Source organism: Micromonospora sp. WMMA1949, assembly GCF_027460145.1.
In the GTDB taxonomy this organism is placed as follows: Bacteria; Actinomycetota; Actinomycetes; order Mycobacteriales; family Micromonosporaceae; genus Micromonospora.
In genome coordinates, this window is the sequence record NZ_JAPZBG010000001.1 from 6283656 (window position 1) to 6302084 (window position 18429).

Annotated in this window: 15 protein-coding genes; 3 read left to right on the plus strand and 12 right to left on the minus strand. The window is 72.6% G+C overall.

Features of this window, described 5'->3' with window-relative positions; translation table 11 throughout:
- Positions 1-2: 2 nt before the first annotated feature.
- The 5 genes from O7607_RS29470 to O7607_RS29490 form a co-directional block, all read right to left on the minus strand.
- Entirely contained in the window at positions 3-941 is a 939-nt protein-coding gene (locus O7607_RS29470) for a dihydrodipicolinate synthase family protein (RefSeq protein WP_269706717.1), read from the minus strand.
- Positions 938-2005: an oligopeptide/dipeptide ABC transporter ATP-binding protein gene (locus tag O7607_RS29475; RefSeq protein WP_269706718.1), complete on the minus strand. Its 1068-nt coding sequence runs from the start codon at positions 2003-2005 to the stop codon at positions 938-940. The genes O7607_RS29470 and O7607_RS29475 overlap by 4 nt, the downstream gene beginning before the upstream one ends.
- Positions 2002-3960 carry a dipeptide/oligopeptide/nickel ABC transporter permease/ATP-binding protein gene (locus O7607_RS29480; RefSeq protein WP_269706719.1) on the minus strand — a complete coding sequence of 653 codons (1959 nt, stop codon included), beginning with the start codon at positions 3958-3960 and terminating at the stop codon, positions 2002-2004. The genes O7607_RS29475 and O7607_RS29480 overlap by 4 nt, the downstream gene beginning before the upstream one ends.
- Positions 3960-4916: an ABC transporter permease gene (locus tag O7607_RS29485; protein WP_013285836.1), complete on the minus strand. Its 957-nt coding sequence runs from the start codon at positions 4914-4916 to the stop codon at positions 3960-3962. Before O7607_RS29485 ends, O7607_RS29480 begins: the two co-directional genes overlap by 1 nt.
- A 102-nt stretch (positions 4917-5018) precedes the next feature.
- Complete coding sequence (locus tag O7607_RS29490) at positions 5019-6644, minus strand: ABC transporter substrate-binding protein (RefSeq protein ID WP_269706720.1); 1626 nt, start codon at positions 6642-6644, stop codon at positions 5019-5021.
- A gap of 138 nt (positions 6645-6782) precedes the next feature.
- On the opposite strand from O7607_RS29490, the gene O7607_RS29495 reads away from it, so the two are divergent.
- Together O7607_RS29495 and O7607_RS29500 are read left to right on the plus strand one after the other, a co-directional pair.
- Positions 6783-7514: a FadR/GntR family transcriptional regulator gene (locus O7607_RS29495; RefSeq protein ID WP_269706721.1), complete on the plus strand. Its 732-nt coding sequence runs from the start codon at positions 6783-6785 to the stop codon at positions 7512-7514.
- A 215-nt stretch (positions 7515-7729) separates the two neighbouring features.
- Positions 7730-9484, plus strand: coding sequence for an exo-alpha-sialidase (locus O7607_RS29500; RefSeq protein ID WP_269706722.1), 1755 nt, complete (start codon positions 7730-7732; stop codon positions 9482-9484).
- 43 nt (positions 9485-9527) lie between these two features.
- Here O7607_RS29500 and O7607_RS29505 read toward each other — a convergent pair whose 3' ends face one another.
- Genes O7607_RS29505 through O7607_RS29535 form a run of 7 tightly spaced genes read right to left on the minus strand, consistent with a single transcriptional unit; the run spans position 9528 to position 17262 of the window.
- Entirely contained in the window at positions 9528-11120 is a 1593-nt protein-coding gene (locus tag O7607_RS29505; RefSeq protein ID WP_269706723.1) for an amidohydrolase, read from the minus strand.
- 30 nt (positions 11121-11150) lie between these two features.
- On the minus strand, positions 11151-11549 hold the full coding sequence (gene mnhG / locus O7607_RS29510) for a monovalent cation/H(+) antiporter subunit G (RefSeq protein WP_269706725.1): 399 nt from the start codon (positions 11547-11549) through the stop codon (positions 11151-11153).
- A complete protein-coding gene (locus O7607_RS29515) occupies positions 11546-11809 on the minus strand; it encodes a monovalent cation/H+ antiporter complex subunit F (RefSeq protein WP_269706726.1) in 264 nt (87 codons plus the stop codon). The genes mnhG and O7607_RS29515 overlap by 4 nt, the downstream gene beginning before the upstream one ends.
- The gene (locus tag O7607_RS29520) at positions 11806-12408 is read right to left on the minus strand and encodes a Na+/H+ antiporter subunit E (RefSeq protein WP_269706727.1); all 603 of its coding nucleotides are present in this window, start codon (positions 12406-12408) and stop codon (positions 11806-11808) included. Before O7607_RS29520 ends, O7607_RS29515 begins: the two co-directional genes overlap by 4 nt.
- Positions 12405-13976 (minus strand): Na+/H+ antiporter subunit D, encoded by a 1572-nt coding sequence (locus O7607_RS29525; RefSeq protein ID WP_269706728.1) that lies wholly within the window; start codon positions 13974-13976, stop codon positions 12405-12407. Before O7607_RS29525 ends, O7607_RS29520 begins: the two co-directional genes overlap by 4 nt.
- The gene (locus O7607_RS29530; protein ID WP_269706729.1) at positions 13973-14431 is read right to left on the minus strand and encodes a Na(+)/H(+) antiporter subunit C; all 459 of its coding nucleotides are present in this window, start codon (positions 14429-14431) and stop codon (positions 13973-13975) included. Before O7607_RS29530 ends, O7607_RS29525 begins: the two co-directional genes overlap by 4 nt.
- On the minus strand, positions 14428-17262 hold the full coding sequence (locus O7607_RS29535; protein WP_269706730.1) for a Na+/H+ antiporter subunit A: 2835 nt from the start codon (positions 17260-17262) through the stop codon (positions 14428-14430). Before O7607_RS29535 ends, O7607_RS29530 begins: the two co-directional genes overlap by 4 nt.
- Positions 17263-17453: 191 nt before the next feature.
- Between O7607_RS29535 and O7607_RS29540 the strand changes: the two genes are divergently transcribed.
- Entirely contained in the window at positions 17454-18404 is a 951-nt protein-coding gene (locus tag O7607_RS29540; protein WP_269707111.1) for a hypothetical protein, read from the plus strand.
- The last annotated feature ends 25 nt before the right edge of the window (positions 18405-18429 follow it).

An 18429-nucleotide genomic window follows, 5' to 3' on the forward strand; every position in this document is an offset into this window, starting at 1 on the left:
GGTCAGAGCAGCCCGGCCAGTTCCAGCTGGGTACGCACGCGGCCCGTCTCGGCGGCGTCGAGCGGCCGCAGCGGCAGCGACACCGCGTTGCCGGCGATGACGCCGAGCAGGGACAGCGCGGTCTTGAACGCGCCGACGCCCCGGGTGGCGCCCGCCGAGGTGGCCGGGTCGGCCGCGTCGACGATGCGGAACAGCCGGGTCAGGCGGTCCTGCTCCCGGCGGGCGGCGCCCCAGTCACCGGCCACGCAGGCGCGGTGCAGCCGCACGTACCCGGCCGGGTCCACGTTGCCCAGTCCCGGCACCGAGCCGGAGCCACCCGCGAGCATCATCGCGTCGACCACCACCTCGTGCCCGGTGAGCAGGCTGAAGTCGCGCTCCGGCGCGTGCTCGGCGACGGCCAGCGCCAGCTGGCGGAAGGCGACGTCGTCGCCGCTGGAGTCCTTGACACCCGCCAGCACACCGTCGGCGGCGAGCCGGGTCAGCAGGTCGACGGAGAGCTTGCTGTGCACGCAGACCGGGATGTCGTACGCCAGCAGCGGAAGCTCGACCGCCGCGGCGACCGCGCGGAAGTGCCGCTCGATCTCGTGCGGGCCGACGATGGCGTAGAACGGCGCGGTGACGACCAGGCCGTCCGCACCCAGCCGGGTGGACGCCTCGGCCCGCTCCACGACCCGGCGGGTGGTCGGTTCGATGCATCCGGCGATGACCGGCACGGCGCCGCCGGCGGTCTTCACGATGGTCTCCAGGGCCAGGTCCCGCTGCCGGTCGGTGAGGAAGACCGTCTCGCCGGAGCTGCCGAGGGCGAAGATGCCGTCGACGCCGGCGTCGAGCAGCCACTCGACCAGCCGTTCCAGCGAGTGGACGTCGACCTCGCCCTCATCGGTCAGGGGGGTCACGGCCGGCGGCACGACTCCGGCGAACCGCGGGGCTGGGGTGGTCACAGGTTCTCCTCGACAGACTCAGTTGTGGTGCGGCCGGTCGCCGGGGTGGCGAGCGCGACCAGTTCGGTGTTCGCGGTGCCGGCGGGAACCGGGTGGTGGCACCGGAACTCGTGGCCCTCGCCCTCGGCGGGGCGCGGCGCCGGCATGTCCACGGCGCAGCCGTCGGTGGCGGCCCAGCAGCGGGTCCGGAACGGGCAGCCGCTCGGCGGCCGGGTCGCCGACGGGACCGGGCCGACCAGCGGAATGGGCTCGATCGGTGACAGCAGGCCCGGCGTGGCCGAGAACAACGCCCGGGTGTACGGGTGCCGGCCGCCCTCGGGCAGCAGGTCGGCGGGCGTCTGCTCGACGATGCGGCCCAGGTACATGGTGACGACCCGGTCGCTGACCCGCTTGACGGTCTGGATGTCGTGCGACACCAGCACCATGGCCAGGCCGAGCCGGTCCTTGAGGTCCAGCAGCAGGTTGAGGATCTGGGCCCGGACCGACACGTCCAGCGCGCTTGTCGGCTCGTCGGCGATGACCAGACCCGGTTCCAGGGCCAGCGCACGGGCGATGGACACCCGCTGGCGCTGGCCGCCGGAGAGCTGGCTGGGCAGCACGTCGGCGACCGAGCGGGGCAGGCCCACCAGCGACATCAGCTCGGACACCCGCTGCTCGCGCTGCTGCCGGGTGCCCCGGCGGTGCACGTCCAGCGGGTCACGCAGGATGTCGCGTACCGGCATCCGGCGGTTCAGCGAGGTGGCCGGGTCCTGGAAGATCATGCCGACGCCCGCGCCGATGTGCTCGCGCCGCTCGGCGGCGCTCATCGACCACACGTCCTTGCCGGCGAACGACACCGTGCCGGCGGTCGGCCGCTGCAGGCCGACGAGAACCTTGGCGAGCGTGGACTTGCCGCAGCCGGACTCGCCCACGATGCCGACCGTCTCACCGGCCCGGATCACCAGGTCGGCGCCGGTGAGCGCGTAGACCTTCTCCCGGCTGAACATGCCGCCGCCGCGCGCGGCGTGCACCACGTGCACGTCGCTCAGCTCGGCGATCGGCCGGTGCTCGGCGGTGGCGCTCATCGGGCCGGCTCCTTCTCGCTGACGGTGACGGCGGGGTGGTGGCAGGCGTACCCGTGGCCGTCCGTGCCCTCCAGGGCGGGCGCGGTGTCCCGGCAGATCTCGGTCGCCATCGGACAGCGGTCGGAGAACCGGCAGCCCTTCGGGAAGTCGGCGGGTGACGGCACCACACCGCGGATCTGGGTGAGCCGTTCCGCGCCGGTCTCCAGGGACAGGACGGAACCGAGCAGCCCGCGGGCGTAGTGGTGGGCGGGCGCCTCCATCACGTCGGCGGTCACGCCGGTCTCCACGATCTGCCCGCCGTACATCACCACGACCCGGTCGCAGACGTCGCTGACCAGGGCGAGGTCGTGGCTGACCAGGATGAGGGCGAAGCCGAGCCGCTCGCGCAGGTCCAGCAGCAGCTTCATCACCTGGGCCTGCACGGTGACGTCGAGCGCGGTGGTCGGCTCGTCCGCGATGATCAGCTTCGGGTCGCGGGACAGCGCCATGGCGATCACCACGCGCTGCCGCTGCCCGCCGGACAGCTCGTGCGGGTACGCGGCGAGCGTGCGCTGCGGGTCCAGCCCGACCAGCCGCATGAGTTCCTCGGCCGAGCGGGTGCCGCCGCGGCGGATCATCTGGGCGAGCTGGGCGCCGACGCGCAGCGCCGGGTTCAGCGCCGACAGCGCGTCCTGGTAGACCATGGCGATCTCGCGCCCCATCAGGGCACGGCGGCCCTTGGCGTTCAGCTTCAGCAGGTTCGTGTCCTGGAAGCGGATCTCGCCACGTACCCGGGCGCCCTGCGGCAGCAGGCCCATCACGGCCAGGACGCTCAGCGACTTGCCGGAGCCGGACTCCCCCACCAGGCCGACGACCTCGCCGGGGCGGACGTCGAAGGAGAGCCCGTCGACGATGTCCACGCCGCGGTGACGGCCCTCGAAACCGATCGACAGGTCGCTGACCCGAAGGACCGGCTTGCCCTGCGGCAGCGGGCGGGCGCGCTCACGCAGCCGCCGTGCCGCCTCGGCCAGGCCGGGGAGCTCGACCACCTCACCGGTGCCGGGCTTCGCCTGCTCCAGCGCGTCACCGCTGGTGGTAGACGTGGCGCGGCGCGCCGCCGGGGCGGCCCAGGCGTCGGACATGCCCTCGGAGAGCACGTTGAGCGCCAGCACGGTGAGCAGGATCAGCAGGCCGGGGAAGAACGTGGCCCACCAGCCGCCGATCTGCACCATCTCCTTGCCGAACGCGATCACCGAGCCCCACGAGGAGGCCGCCTCCTGCGGGGCGAGGCCGCCGCCGATGAAGGACAGGGACGCCTCGAACACGATCGCGTCGGCGACCATGACGGTGACGAAGACGAGGATCGGTGCGGCGCAGTTGCGCAGGACGTGCCGCCAGAGGATGTGCGGTCGCCGGGCGCCGATGATCCGCTCGGCGGCCACGTAGTCCTCGCCGTACTGGGACAGCACGTTGGCGCGGACGATGCGCGCGACCGACGGGGTGAACACGAAGCCGATCGCGATGACGAGGACCAGCAGGCTGTTCTTGCCGAACGAGATGATCAGCAGCGCGGAGAGCACGATCGTGGGGAAGGCCATGACCACGTCGAGGCAGCGCATGATGATCTCGTCGACGACGGTGCGGCTGCTGCCGGCGATCGCGCCGAGGATCGCGCCGAGCACCAGCGCGATGCCGGCCGCGCCGAAGCCGACGATCAGGGAGCGCCGGGTGCCGGCGACCAGCCGGGAGAACACGTCGCGGCCGAGCTTGTCCAGGCCGAACCAGAAGTCGCCGTTCGGGCCGGTCAGCGCCGGACCGAGCCCGGTCTGGGTGGGGTCGTGGCGCAGCAGCAGCGGGGCGAGCACGCCGACCACGACGATGAGCGCGACGAAGCCGAGCGCGAACCGGGCCGCGAGACCGAGACGGGCGAAGGCCATGCCGGGGCGGGACAGCCGCGTGGTGAGGGACCGGCGCATCAGTGGCCTCCGCGCAGTCGGGGGTTGGCGAAGAGGTAGAGGATGTCGACGACCAGGTTCACCAGCACGAAGCAGAGCGCGATGGTCAGCACGGTGCCCTGGGCCAGCGCGGTGTCGTTCTGCTGGACCGCGCTCATGATCTGGGTGCCCATGCCGGGCAGCGAGAAGATGGCCTCGATGACGACGGTGCCGCCGATGAGGTAGCCGATCCGCAGGCCCAGCGCGGTGAGCGGATTGACCAGGGCGTTGCGCAGCACGTTGCGGCCGATCACCACGCGCGGCGGCAGGCCGGCGCCGATCGCGGTGCGGACGTAGTCCTTGTCGAGTTCCTCGACCATGGACGTCCGGACGATGCGGGCCAGCGAGCAGCCGACCGGTACGGCCAGCGCCAGCGCGGGCATGGCCAGCGACTGCAACCACAGGCCGACCGAGTCGGCGGGGTTGACGTAGCCGCCGGTCGGGAAGATCGGGCGGCGGACCGAGAACTCCTGGATGAACAGCAGGGCCAGCCAGAACGAGGGCGTGGCGATGCCGGCCATGGAGACGATCCGGATGACCTGGTCGGGCCAGCGGTCCCGGTACAGGGCGGCCGGGATGCCGAGCGCCAGCGCGATGACGAGCGCGCCGACGACGCCGAGCGCGGTGAGCTGGATGGTCAGCGGCAGCGCCATGGCGATCTTCTCGGCGACCGGTACCGACGGCGGGAACGTCATGCCGAGGTCGCCGCGGACGAGGTCGCCGAGGAAGTGCAGGTAGCGCAGCGGCAGCGGGTCGTTCAGGCCGTTGGCGGCGCGGAACGCCTCGACCTGCGCCGGCGTGGCCTGGTCACCGAGGACGGACAACGCCGGGTCGATCGGGGAGAACTGCATGATCACGAAGACGAAGAGCGTGATGCCCAGCACCAGGGGGATCAGCGTCAGGAATCGTCGTGCGACCAGGTTCAGGACGGTCAGCATGGATTCTCTTTCTCGTGGCGGGGGCGCCGGGACGCCCGCCCGGCCGCACGGGTCACGTGGGCCGGGCGGGACGTCTGCGGGGCCGGAACCCCGCGCGTGGGCTCAGCCGGTCCGGCCGGTGCCCAGGAAGTACAGGCCGGTGGTGGAGGCGCCGGAGAAGCCGTCCACCTTGGCCGGGTCGTACGCGGTGACGACCTTGGTGTGCAGGATCGGGTACAGCGGCACCTGGTCCGCCGCCATGTCCAGGGCCTGCTTCCACAGCTCCTTGCGGGCCGCCTCGTCGGAGGTCTGCGCGGCCTTGTCCAGCAGGTCGCCCATTGCCTTGCGGTCGGCGTCGCTCCAGCGGTAACGCTGGCCCGGCCAGGTCTCGCCGAAGTAGTACCAGCGCATCAGCAGGTCGGTGTCGACGCCGAAGACGCTCGGGTCACCGGTGGCCATGAGCACCCGGAAGGTGTCCTTGGGAACGATGTCGCCGTAGATGGCCGAGGACGGCACGGTGTTGAGCGTGGCGGTGACGCCGATCTTCTTCCACTGCTCGATGACCAGCGGGGCGACGTCCTTGACCACCGAGCTGTCGGTGGTGTCGAGCCGGAACGACAGGTTGGTGACGCCGGCCTCCTGGAGCAGGGCCTTGGCCTTGTCCGGGTTGTAGTCGTAGACCGTGGCGGCCTTCTGGTACGCCTTGTTGCCCTCGTCGAGGTAGCTGGTCGCCGGGCTGCCGTAGCCGTTGAGCGCGGTCTTGATGACCGCCTCCTTGTCGATGGCGTAGTGCAGGGCCTGGCGCACCCGCTTGTCGCTGAACGGCGCGGCGGCGTTGTTGAACATGAGGAAGACCTGGTTGAAGGCCTGCTTCACGTCGATCGTGTACTTGTCCTTGAGCGAGTCGACGTTCAGGTACGGCACGGCCTCGATGGCCTGCACCCGGCCGCCCTGCAGGTCCGACACGCGGGCCGACGCCTCGGTGGTGGTGTTCCACGTCATCGTCTCGACCTTGGCGGCGCGCGGGCCGTTGTAGTTCGCGTTCTTGCTCAGCTTGATGCCGGATTCCTTGGACGCGCTGTCCACCTTGAACGGGCCGGACCCGATCGGGGCGGTGTCGAACGCCTTGGCCGCGGCCGCGTCACCGGTCTTGGCCTTGGGGACGACCTTGATCACCGAGATGCGCTCGCTGAACAGGGCGAACGGGTACTTCAGCGTGAACTCGACGGTGGTGGCGTCCTTGGCGGTGACGGTGTCGAGGAACGACACGAAGCCCTGCATCAGCGGCGGCGCCTTCGGGTCCGCGGGCTTGAGCACCCGGGTGAAGGACCACGCCACGTCCTCGGCGGTGACCGGGGTGCCGTCGGAGAACTTCGCCCCGTCGCGCAGCGTCACGGTGTAGGTCCGGCCGTCGGCCCCGGGGGTCGGGTCGCTCTTGGCCAGGGCGTTGTAGGGTTCCCGCGTGATCGGGTCGAGGTCGACGAGGCCCTCGAAGACGTGCTGGTTGACCGCGGTCGCCACGGCCGAGGAGGCGTTGCTGGGATCGAAACCACTGGAGAGCGTGAACGCCAGCGTGGCCTCGATCGACGTGCCCCCCTTCCCGTTACCCACGGCGTTCGTCGAGGCGGGGCCACCGCTGCAGGCGGCCAGCGCGACCGCGAGGCCGCCCGCGAGGGAGGCGACGGCCAGGGAGCGGACGCGGCCTCGCAGGGCGCGCCGACTCCCGGACGGCTTACCGGTGGTGCTCACGTAGCTGCCTCCATAGGCTCTTCATGCGCTCGCGTGACCGCTCGCGCTCGGGGATGCGAAGCATAAGGTGTATGACGTCTGACGTCTGATGCCGGTAGGGTGAGAGTGACAGATTCGGGAACGAAGGGCAAGGGCCAGATGACGACCATTGACGCCAGTCCGCTACGCGGCGCCGAGCGGCCCAGCCCTCGCCGGCAGGAGGTCGCCACCAGGATCAAGGAGTACATCCTGCGCAACCGCCTCAAGCCGGGAAACCTCCTGCCCACCGAGACCGAGCTGTGCGAGGCCGTCGGCGCCAGCCGCTCCAGCGTCCGCGAGGCCGTCAAGATCCTCTCCGCGCTCGACATCGTCGAGGTGCGCCACGGCCACGGCACGTTCGTCGGCCGCATGTCCCTCAACGCCCTGGTGGAGAGCCTGACGTTCCGCGGCCTGCTCAGCGGCGAGGACGACCACCACGTCCTGGCCCAGGTCGTCGACATCCGGCAGACGCTGGAACAGGGCCTGGCCGCCACCGTCATCGAGGCGCTGGACGAGCGGCACCGGTCCGAGCTGTCCGCCCTCGCCGACGAGATGCACAGCCGGGCCGCCCGGGGCGAGGACTTCCTCGACGTCGACCGGGCCTTCCACCTGAAGCTGATGGAACCCCTCGGCAACGACCTGCTGGTCCAGCTGACCGAGGCGTTCTGGCAGGTGCAGGCGATCGTCGCGCCCACCCTGCGCACCGAGCCGGAGGACCGGGTCATCACCGCCCAGCGGCACCAGGCGATCGTCTCCGCCCTCACGGCGGGCGACGCGGCGGCGCTGCGCTCGGCCATCGCCGAGCACTACGCGCCGATCCGGGCGAGCATCGCCCGCGCCGCGCAGCCCTGATCCGCCGTACGCCGGGACCTGTCGTTCGAACCTGATCGAAGGTCCCGTACGCCGATCGGCCGCCACACCAGGGCCGAGCGCTCACGAACCGGACGGGACGTCGACGGGAACCGATCCTTGACGGGCAAGGGTGAACCCGCCTAGCGTGCAGACATCGGACATCTGACGTCAGATAGGCGTCCGATTCCCCCTCCCCCGTCCCCGGAAGGAACCACGTGTCCGCTCGCCGCGCCATACCGCGCCGCGCAACCGTCCTCGCGGCGGCCGCCCTCACCCTGCTCTCCGTCCTGCCCGCCACCGCCGCCCAGGCCGCCGCCCCCGCCGGCGTGACCGCCACCGTCGGCGCCGACTGCACCGCCGGCCGGCTGCTGCTCGACCTCGACAACCGCAGCACCACGACGCAGACCTACACCGTCACCTGGCCGGGTCGCTCCGGGTCGCCGTGGACCCGCACGGTCGCCGCCGGTGGCAACGCCGAGCTGTACTGGACGCTGTCCCCCGGCACGCCGTACACGCTGCGCACCACGACCCCGACCGGCCTGGACGAGACCACCAGCGGCATCTTCCACTGCGGCACCGGCATGTCCGCGCTGGCCGGCTTCGACTGCACGAACGGCCGCCTCCAGCTCGCGCTGGAGAACCGCACCACGACGGCCCGGGACTTCACCGTCACCTGGCCCGGACGCACCGGTTCACCGTGGACCCGCACGATCGCCGCCGGCGGCAACTTCCTGCACTACTGGACCGTCGGCGCCGGCGTCCCGTACACGCTGCGGGTCACCGCGCCGGGCTTCGACACCACGCTGCGCGGCACCACCTCCTGCGACCTGGGTGCCGGCAACCCGCAGCTCGCCACCACCACGCTGCTGACCACGCAGACCGTGATCCGCGGCCTCAACGGCACGAACGGCCGCTACGACGGCACCGTCGCCTCGGTCCGCATCCCCGGCCTGGCCGTCACCAACAGCGGCACCGTCATCGCCGTGGCCGACGCCCGGGTCAACGGCTCGTACGACCTCGGCGGCGGCACCAACAACATCCAGATCGTGATGATCCGCAGCACCGACGGCGGGCGCACCTTCGAGCAGCCGCGCGTCATCCACGCCCCGCCCACCACCAGCGAGGGCGTCGGCGACCCCAGCCTGCTCGTGGACCGCGCCACCGGCGTCGTCTACTGCTTCTTCACCTACTCCCCCCGGCCCGGCATCAGCTTCTGGTCCGGCGGCTCCGGCCTGAACACCGCCGACGACCCGAACAGCATGCACCTGCGCTACATCACCAGCCGGGACGACGGCGCCACCTGGAGCGCCCCGGTGGAGCTGAACCCGGCCGTCAAGGACCCCACCTGGCGGCAGGTGTTCTTCTCCTCCGGCCACGGCATCCAGACCAGCACCGGCCGCCTGATCCAGCCGATCGCCTACCGGGACTCCGCCGGCACCAGCCACGCCGCGAACATCTACAGCGACGACCACGGCGCGACGTGGCGGCGCGGCGGATCCGCCGGCGGGAACATCAACGAGAGCAAGGCGATCGAGCGCGGCACCGGCGCGGTGGTGCAGAACATGCGGCACAACTCGACCCGCAGCCGCTTCTCCGCCACGTCCACCGACGGCGCCGCCACGTTCGGCCCGGCGACGGCGAGCACCGTGCTGACCGACCCGCTCTGCAACGCCGACGAGATGTCCTACCTGCGGCCCGCCGAGGTCGGCGCGAACCGGGCGCCGGTACGCACCCGCACCGCGCTGTTCAGCAACAACGCGCACCCGACCACGCGTAACGACCTCACCGTCCGGCTGTCCACGGACGACGGTGCGACCTGGCCGGCGCGGGCGCTGGTCAAGACCGGCGCCGCCGGTTACTCGACGATGGCAGTGCTGGCCGACGGCACTGTCGGCAACCTGTACGAGGTGGGCGACACCGGCGGCATCTACTTCGCCCGGTTCGGCCTCGACTGGGTCAAGGGCGCCTGAGAGCCGTGTCCCGCCCGGACAGCGGCGTCCGGGCGGGACACGGTCAGCGCTGCCAGCGCACCACGCCACCGACCACGGTCAGCGCCACGGTCAGATGCCGCAGCTCCTCCGCGTCGACCCGGTACGGGTCGGTGGGCAGCGCGATGAAGTCGGCGAGCATGCCGGGGCGCAGCCGGCCCTTCAGGTGCTCCTCGTAGGAGGCGTACGCGCCCGCCTCGGTGAAGCAGCGCAACGCCGTGTCCAGGTCGAGCCGCTCGTGCGGGTCGACACCGCCGGGCGGGGTGCCGTCGGGCTGCTGGCGGGTCACCGCGGCGTGGATGCCGAAGAACGGATCGGGGTCCTCCACCGGGGCGTCCGACCCGAACGCCACCACGGCCCCGGCGTCGAGCAGGCTGCGCCAGGCGTACGAGGCGAGCCCGCGGCCGGCGAGCATCCGGGTGGTCAGCGGGATGTCGCTGGTGCAGTGGGTGGGCTGCATCGAGGCGATCACGCCGTTGCGGGCGAGCAGCGGCACGTCGTCCGGCAGCAGGTGCTGGGTGTGCTCGATCCGGTGCCGCAGCCGCGCCACCGCGCCGGGCTCCGCCGACTCGCGCCGGCGCGCGTACGCCCGCAGCACCATCCGGTTCGCCGCGTCGCCGATGGCGTGCGCGGCCACCGCGATCCCGGCCCCGGCGGCGGTCGCCACCAGCCGCTCGAACTCCTCCGCCGGGGTGACAGCGATGCCGTGGTTGCCGGGCTCGCCGTCGTACGGCTCGGTCATCAGGCAGGTGTGTGAGCCGAGCGCGCCGTCGGTGAAGATCTTCACCGGGCCGGTGCTCAGCCAGCGGTCCCCGTCCCCGGTGGCCCAGCCGGCGTCGATCGCCTCGTCCAGGGCCGTGGCGGGGATCGTCTTGTGCACCCGCAGCGGCAGCTCGCCCCGGGCGTACAGCGTCTCGTAGGCGGCGCGGGCGTCCTGCCCGTCGAGGTCGTGGATGCTGGTCAGGCCGGCGGCGAGCAGCCGGGGCAGGTGCGCGCGCAGCTGGGCCACCAGGTCACCGGCGTGCGGGGAGCGCACCACCGCGTACGCCGCGTCGGCCGCCGCCTCGCGCAGGATGCCGGTCGGCTCGCCGTGTTCGTCCCGCGCGATCTGCCCGCCGGGCGGGTCGGGGGTGGCGGCGTCGATGCCCAGGCGAGCCAGGGCGGCGGTGTTCACCCAGATGGTGTGGCCGTCGATGCTGGGCAGCGCCGCCGGCCGGTCCGGGCAGACCCGGTCCAGGTCGGTACGGGTCGGCTGCACCGGCCGGGCCCATTTGTTGCTGTCCCACCCGCCGCCGAACAGCCAGGCGTCCGGCGGCAGCGTGGCGGCGTGCCGCGCGATCCGGGTCAACGCCTCGTCGAGGCTCGCCGTGCCGCGCAGGTCCACCTGGTCGAGCCCGCGCACGTAGGACGCGGCGTGGATGTGACTGTCGATCAGGCCGGGCAGCACGGCCATCGCGCCGAGGTCGACCCGGCGGGCGCCGCTGCCGGCCCGGTCCCGGCACTCGGCGAGGTCACCGACGGCGACGATCCGCTCGCCGCGGACCAGCATCGCCTCGGCGTACGGGCGGGCCGGGTCGAGGGTGTGGACGCGGGCGTTCTCGTAGACCGTGTCGCTCATGGGCTCCCCCTGCTCCGGCGCTCGCGATCGTCAGGACGTGTGGACCGGCGACGACTCCTTCGGCTCACCGGCCCGGTCCGCGCGGATCCGGTCGATGTGGTCGGCCAGCTCGTCGGTGATCAGCAGGTCCCGCCGGATGTCGTCGTGCGGGTACGCGGTCCGGCCGACCATGTGCGCCGCCACCGGGGCGGTGGCGAGCTGGAACAGACCCACCAGGACCAGCGTGGTGATGTCCACCCCGGTACGCAGCCGCAACGCGCAGCCGAGCAGCACCAGCAGCAGCCCGAGCACCTGCGGCTTGGCCGCGGCGTGCATCCGCGACAGCACGTCCGGGAAGCGGACCAGCGCGATGCCGGCGGCGAGGCAGAGCAGCGCGCCCGCGATCAGGCAGACACCGGCGACGGTGTCCAGGACCATGTCGAGGCTCATTTCGGGTTCCTCCGCGCGGCGAAGCGGGCGACGCTCACCGAGCCGATGAATCCGACCAGGGCGAGGACCACGAGCACCGGCAGCGCGGTGGCGTCCCGGCTGTAGGCCGCCTCGGTCGCGATGGCCGCGACCGCCACGGCGAGCAGCACGTCGGTGGCGACGGCCCGGTCGAGGATCGACGGGCCGCGGATGATGCGGACCAGGGTGAGCCCACCGGCCGCGACGAGCAACACGGTGACGATCACGGCGACGACTGTCACGTCGGTGCTCCTTCCAGGTCGACCGACCCGGACGGGCCGGTGGGTGCGGATCGACGGACCAGCTCCAGCTCCTCGGGCGAGCCGACGGCGGCCACGATGCGCTGCTCCAGCTCCAGCACGCCCTGGCGGAAGCGCTCCACCTCGTCGAGGCTGCGGATGCCGATGACGTGCACGTAGAGCGTGCCCGTGCTCCGGTCGGCCTCCACGATCAGACTGCCCGGCACCAGCGACAGGGCCTCGGCGTTGAGAGTCAGGTTGAGGTCGGTGTTCACCCGCAACGGCACCCCGATGATCGCCGACTGCGGGTGGTTGGACCGCACGGCCAGCCACGCGATCTGCGCGGACGCCACGACCAGGTCCCGCAGGAAGCGGGCCAGGAACCGCAGCAGCGGCACCGGCCGGATCCGGCCGGCGAACGTCACCGGTGGCAGCGGGAACACCACAAGCAGCACCGCGGCGACGACCAGGCCGCTCATCACGTTCGCCCAGCTGAAGGTGCCCCACAGCAGCACCCAGACGGTGACCAGGCCGGTCACGGCGATGGCCCGGTTGCGCCAGCGGTCACGGTCGGTCAGCGGCGCTTTCGGCTGACTGGTCACGGCGGTCCCTCCGGGAACACGGCCTCCACGTACGGGGCACGGCGCAACAGGTCGTCGGCGGCGTCGGTGCTGATGTCGAACAGTGGCCCGGCCACCACCGTCAGCGCCAGACCGAGCACCACCAGCGCGGCGGTCGGCACGGTCATCAGTCGCGGCAGCACGGCACCGGCCAGGGAGGCGCCCTCGTGCGGCTGCTCCGCGCCCTCGGTCCGGGACGCCCGGTCGGCGTCGTCCGGCCCCGGCATGTCCGGGTGCGGGGCCCGCCAGAACGCCAGGTTCCACACCCGGGCGATGGCGTAGAGGGTGAGCAGGCTGGTCAGCAGCCCACCGGCGACGAGCGCCCAGGCCAGGAACCCGCCGTCGTCCACGCCGGCCTGCACGAGACCGAGCTTGCCGAGGAACCCGGAGAACGGTGGAATGCCGGCCAGGTTGAGGGCGGGTATGAAGAACAGCAGCGCCAGGAGCGGCGACAGCCGGGCCAGCCCGCCGAGGCGGTCCAGCGCGGTGCTGCCCCCACGGCGTTCGACCAGGCCGGCGGCGAGGAACAGCGTGGTCTGGATGGTGATGTGGTGCACCACGTAGAAGATCGCCGCGGACAGGCCGAGCGGGGTGGTCAGGCCGACCCCGAACAGCATGTAGCCGATGTGACTGACCAGCGTGAACGACAGCAGCCGTTTGATGTCCGACTGGGCCACCGCGCCGAGGATGCCCACCACCATGGTCAGCGCCGCTATCACCATGAGCAGGTCGGCGGTGCGGCCGCCGGGGAACAGCAGCGTCTCGGTACGGATGATCGCGTACACGCCGACCTTGGTGAGCAGGCCGGCGAAGACGGCGGTGACCGGTGCGGGCGCGGTCGGGTAGCTGTCCGGCAGCCACGCCGACAGCGGGAACACCGCCGCCTTGATCCCGAACGCGAGCAGCAGCATGCCCTGGAGCACCAGGCGGATGTCGTCGGGCAGCGCGTCCAGCCGGTCGGCGAGCTGCGCCAGGTTCAGCGTGCCGGTGGCGGAGTAGACCAGGCCGATCGCGACCAGGAAGATCAGCGACGACAGCAGGCTGACCACGACGTACGTGGTGCCGGCCCGGATCCGCGTCTCCGTGCTGCCCAGCGTCAGCAGCACGTAGCTCGCCACCAGCAGGATCTCGAAGCCGACGTAGAGATTGAACAGGTCGCCGGAGAGGAACGCGTTGCACACGCCGGCGGTCAGCACGAGGTAGGTCGGGTGGTAGACCGACAGCGGCGTCTCCTCGTTGCCGTCGGCCATGCCCTGCCCGATGGAGTAGACGAGCACGCACAGGGTGACCGAGGCGGACACCACGAGCATCAGCGCGGCGAGCTGGTCGGCGACGAGCACGATGCCCATCGGCGCGACCCAGCCGCCCACCTCCACGACCAGCGGGCCGTCCAGCGACGAGCGGACCAGCAGCATCGCGGCGACCGCGACGGTGGCGGCGAGCACCACGATGCTGACCCACCGCTGGATGCGGGCCCGCCGGGCGAGCAGCAGGGTGAGGGCGGCGCCGAGCAGTGGCATCACCACCGGCAGCGGAACGAGCCAGGTCATCGGCCCCCCTCCGCCTCGGCGGTGGCCAGGACCCGGGCCTCGGGACTGCCGTCGGCGACGTCGGCGTCGGCGGTGCCGGGCCCCTCGTCCCGGTCGGCCAGCTCCATGATGCGGCGGTCCTCGACGTCGTCCTGCACCTCGTCGTGGCCGTTGAGGTGCCAGCTCCGGTAGGCCAGAGCGAGCAGGAAGGCGGTCATGCCGAGCGTGATGACGATCGCGGTCAGCACCATCGCCTGGGGCAGCGGGTCGGACATGTCCTCCTCGGCGGAGGTGCCGACGATCGGCGGGCCGCCGGCCCGGCCGCCGGTGAGCAGCAGCAGATTCGCGCCGTTGCCGAGCAGGATGACCCCCATCAGGACGCGGGTGAGGCTGCGTTCCAGCAGCAGCGTGACCCCGGTGGCGAACAGGACGCCGATCACCAGGATGTAGACCAGGTTGGGGATGTTCGGGCTCACACCAGCTCCTCTTCCCGTACGCCGGCCGGTTCGTTCTCCTGCTCGTCGTCCTCCTCCTGGCGGTCCATCTCGGCGCCCAGGCTGCGCAGGATGTCCAGCACCAGGCCGACCACGATGAGGAACACGCCGACGTCGAAGAACACCGACGTGACGAAGTGGACGTGGCCCAGCAGCGGCAGGTGGAAGTCGAGCGTCGCGCTCTGCAGGAACTCGCCGCCCAGCAGCATCGCGACGACGCCGGTGCCGACCGCGACGAACAGTCCCGCGCCGAGCACCAGGCCGGCGTCCACCGGCGCGGCGCCGTTGAGTTCGGTACGCCCGCCCGCCAGGTATCGCACCGCGAGGCCGAGGCCGGCGACCAGCCCGGCGGCGAACCCGCCACCCGGCGCGTTGTGGCCGGAGAAGAGCAGGTAGATGGCGAACAGCAGGATGGCGTGGAAGAGCAGCCGGGTGACGACCTGGAGGATCACCGACTGCTGCCGGGAGGTCGCGCCGGTGGTGAGCCAGCGCGGGCGCGACGACTGCTGCCGGCCGGCGCCGGGGATGCCGCTGCGCAGGTCCAGCGCGCGGGTGCGGCGGAAGATCAGGCTGGCCACGCCGGTGGCGGCCACCACCAGCACCGCGATCTCGCCCATCGTGTCCCAGGCACGGATGTCGACGAGCGTCACGTTGACCACGTTCTTGCCGCCGCCGTAGGACACCGCCTCGTCCGGGAAGCCGACCGAGATCGGGACGGCCGTCCGGCTGCCCGCCGCCACGTACGCCATGCCGGCGGTGACCAGGCCGACGGCCACGCCGAGCGCGACCCGGAACCGCCGGGTGGCGCGGATCGGGCGGGCCGAGAACCGGCGCGGCAGGCGGCGCAGCACCAGCACGAACATCACGATCGTGACGGTCTCCACCAGGAACTGGGTGAGGGCCAGGTCCGGCGCGCCGTGCAGGATGAACAGCAGCGCCGTGCCGTAGCCGGTCACCCCGACCAGGATCATCGCGGTGAGCCGGCGGCGGGCGCGGGCGGCCACCAGCGCGGCGACGACGACCACCGCGCCCGCGACGGCCTGCAACGGCGTGTCCCACATCTGGAACCGCTGCGCCCAGGGCGCGCCGGCCAGCAGCGCGCCGCCCGGCATGATCACCAGCACCAGCAGGATCACGCCGAGGTAGAACGGCAGGGAGCCGCGCTGGGTGGCGCCGGTGAGCTCCACCGCCGCGCGGTCGACGGCGCCGGCCAGCCGGTCGTACCCGGAGGCGCCGTCGAAGGGCAGCCGTGGCAGGTAGGGACGGCGGCGGTGCAGCAGCAGGAACAGCCCGAGCCCGGAGGCCACCGCCAGCGCCGACAGGCCCAGCGCCGGGGTCAGGCCGTGCCAGAGCGCCAGGTGGTAGCCGGGGTCGGCGGTCGGGAACTGGTCGGCGTACGGCGCCAGCACCCGGTCCACCGCCGGGGCGAGGACGCCGACCGCGAGGCCGGCCAGGGCGAGCACCGCCGGGGGGCCGATGAACGCCGGCTCGATCCGGTGCGGCCGGGTCTCCGCCACGCCGGGCTTGGCGGCGAAGGCGCCCCACAGGAACCGCGCGGTGTACGCGACGGTCAGCGCCGAGCCGGCCACCACGCCGGCGAGCACCACCAGTTCGACGGTGCCGCCGTGCAGGAACGCCTCGAGCGCGGCCTCCTTGGCCACGAAGCCGATCAGCGGCGGCAGGCCCGCCATGGACGCGGCGGCGAGCCCGGCGACGGCCGCCAGCACGGGCGCGCGCCGGCCCAGGCCGCTGAGCTCGCGCAGGTCGCGGGTGCCGGTGACGTGGTCGACGACGCCGACGACGAGGAACAGTGTGGCTTTGAACAGGGCGTGCGCCAGCAGCATCGCGGCGCCGGCCAGGGCGGTGTCGCGGGTGCCCGCGCCGAGGATCACCATGAGCAGGCCGAGCTGGCTGACAGTGCCGTACGCCAGCAGCAGCTTGAGGTCGACCTGACGCAGCGCCGTCCAGCCGCCGAGGAACAGGGTGATCAGGCCGCCGCCGACCAGAATGGCGCGCCACACGGTGGCCTGGCCGACGGCCGGGCCCATCAGCGCGGCCAGGAACACGCCCGCTTTGACCATGGCGGCGGCGTGCAGGTAGGCGCTGACCGGTGTGGGCGCGGCCATGGCCCGCGGCAGCCAGAAGCTGAAGGGGAAGATCGCCGACTTGCTGGTCACGCCGAGCAGGACGAGCACCAGCGCGACGGTGAGGTAGCCGCCCTCGGGCAGATTTCCGGCGATCTCCGACCATCGGTACGAGCCGGCGTGCTGGCCCAGCATCACGAATCCGGCGAGCATCGCCAGGCCGCCCAGCGTGGTCACCAGCAGCGCCTGCATCGCGGCCCGCCGGCTGTCCCGCTTGGTGGGATCGCTGCCGATCAGCAGGTACGAGAAGACCGTGGTCAGTTCCCAGAACACGTAGAGCAGCAGCAGGTCGTCGGAGACCACCAGGCCGAGCATCGCGCCGGCGAACGCGACGAACACCGCGGCGAAGCGGCCGAGGCTGGGATCGTCGGAGTCGAAGTAGCGCGCGCTGTAGACCAGCACGAGGGCGCCGACGCCGCCGACGAGCAGCACCAGCAGCCAGGACAGCGTGCCCATCCGCAGTGCGAGGTCCAGCCCGAGCTGCGGCACCCAGGTGACCGTCTCCACCACCGGCCGGCCCGAGCGGACCGTCTCGGTCCGGGTCAGCGCCCAGACCAGCGCCGCCGCCGGGACGGCGGCCAGCAGGTAGAGCGCACGTCTACCCAGGAGGCGTACCAGCACGGGGGCGGTCACGGCTGCGAACGCATGGACCGCCACCAGAACCAGCACACACACTCCTCAAGATCGACCTGCGGTACGTCAACCCTAACCGGCGAGGCCGCGGGACGGTATGTCGAGAGAATCACGCGAACGTGTCGTGTCAGCTCCGCTGTGTTTCGGGTAAGGAGTGAGATTTGGTCTGCCCGGTACACCGATCGGCTCCCGGCCGGTCCCCCGATAGGGTGGCCGACGTGCTGCCGATGCGAGCCGCCCTGGCGGGCACCACCGGAAACGCGATGCTGATGGGCCTCGCCGAGGTCAGCACGCCGCTGGGCTGGGTGCTGTTGCCGGGCCTGCTCGGTGTCTCGGCCCGCCCCCGGGTCGCGGCGCTGGTGTCGGCATGGGCGGGCGTGCTGGTGGTGCTGTCGGTCGTCGTACCGGTGATCCCCGGCCACCGCAGCGATCCGCAGGCCCTGCTCGCCTCCGCGGCCAGCCTGGCCGCGGTGCCGGTCCTGGCCTGGGCCCGCCGCCGGACGCGCACCGCGACCGTGGCGCGCGCCGCCGGGCCACCGGACGTCGCGGTGTTCACCGTCGCCGCCGGCCCGGGAAGCGCCGCGCTGGCGATCTGCGGCACGGCCGGGGAGATCGGCGCCGCCGTCCCGGTCCGCGGCGGTGGCCTGCGCGTCCTGCTCGGCACGGTCACCGGCGCCGCGCTGGACACGCCCGCCGGGCGCCGCGCGATCGAGCAGGCGTTCCACCGGTCCGCCGCCGCGCCGCGAGGCGCACTGCCGCACCTGGTCGACGCGCTGGAGAAGGTGGTCCGCGATCTCGCCCCGGCGGGCCACCTGCGCGCCACCGTCGTGGAGGTGGACCGCGCCGGGTCGGTGCGGGCGGTGCGCTGCGGCTCACCGGATCTCGTCGTCGCCGCCGACGGCCGGGCCGAACTCGCCGGAGTGCCGGCCGGACCGGCGATCGGGTCGACGGAGCCGGGCGAGCCCGCCGTGCCCGGCCCGGTCACCGGCCGCCCGATCGCCGTCGCCGGCACCGGCTTCACCGACGCGCACGGGCAGCGCTGGCTGCGCGTACTCGATCAGGTGGCCGCCGGCGACGACCCGGCGCGGACGGCGGAGCTGCTGACCCGCGGGCCCCGGGGCGGGCGGCGGACCGGCGCGGTGCTGGTGATCGACCCGGAACCGCCGGCGCGACGATGACGCGGGCCGTGCCGGACCCGCCGCC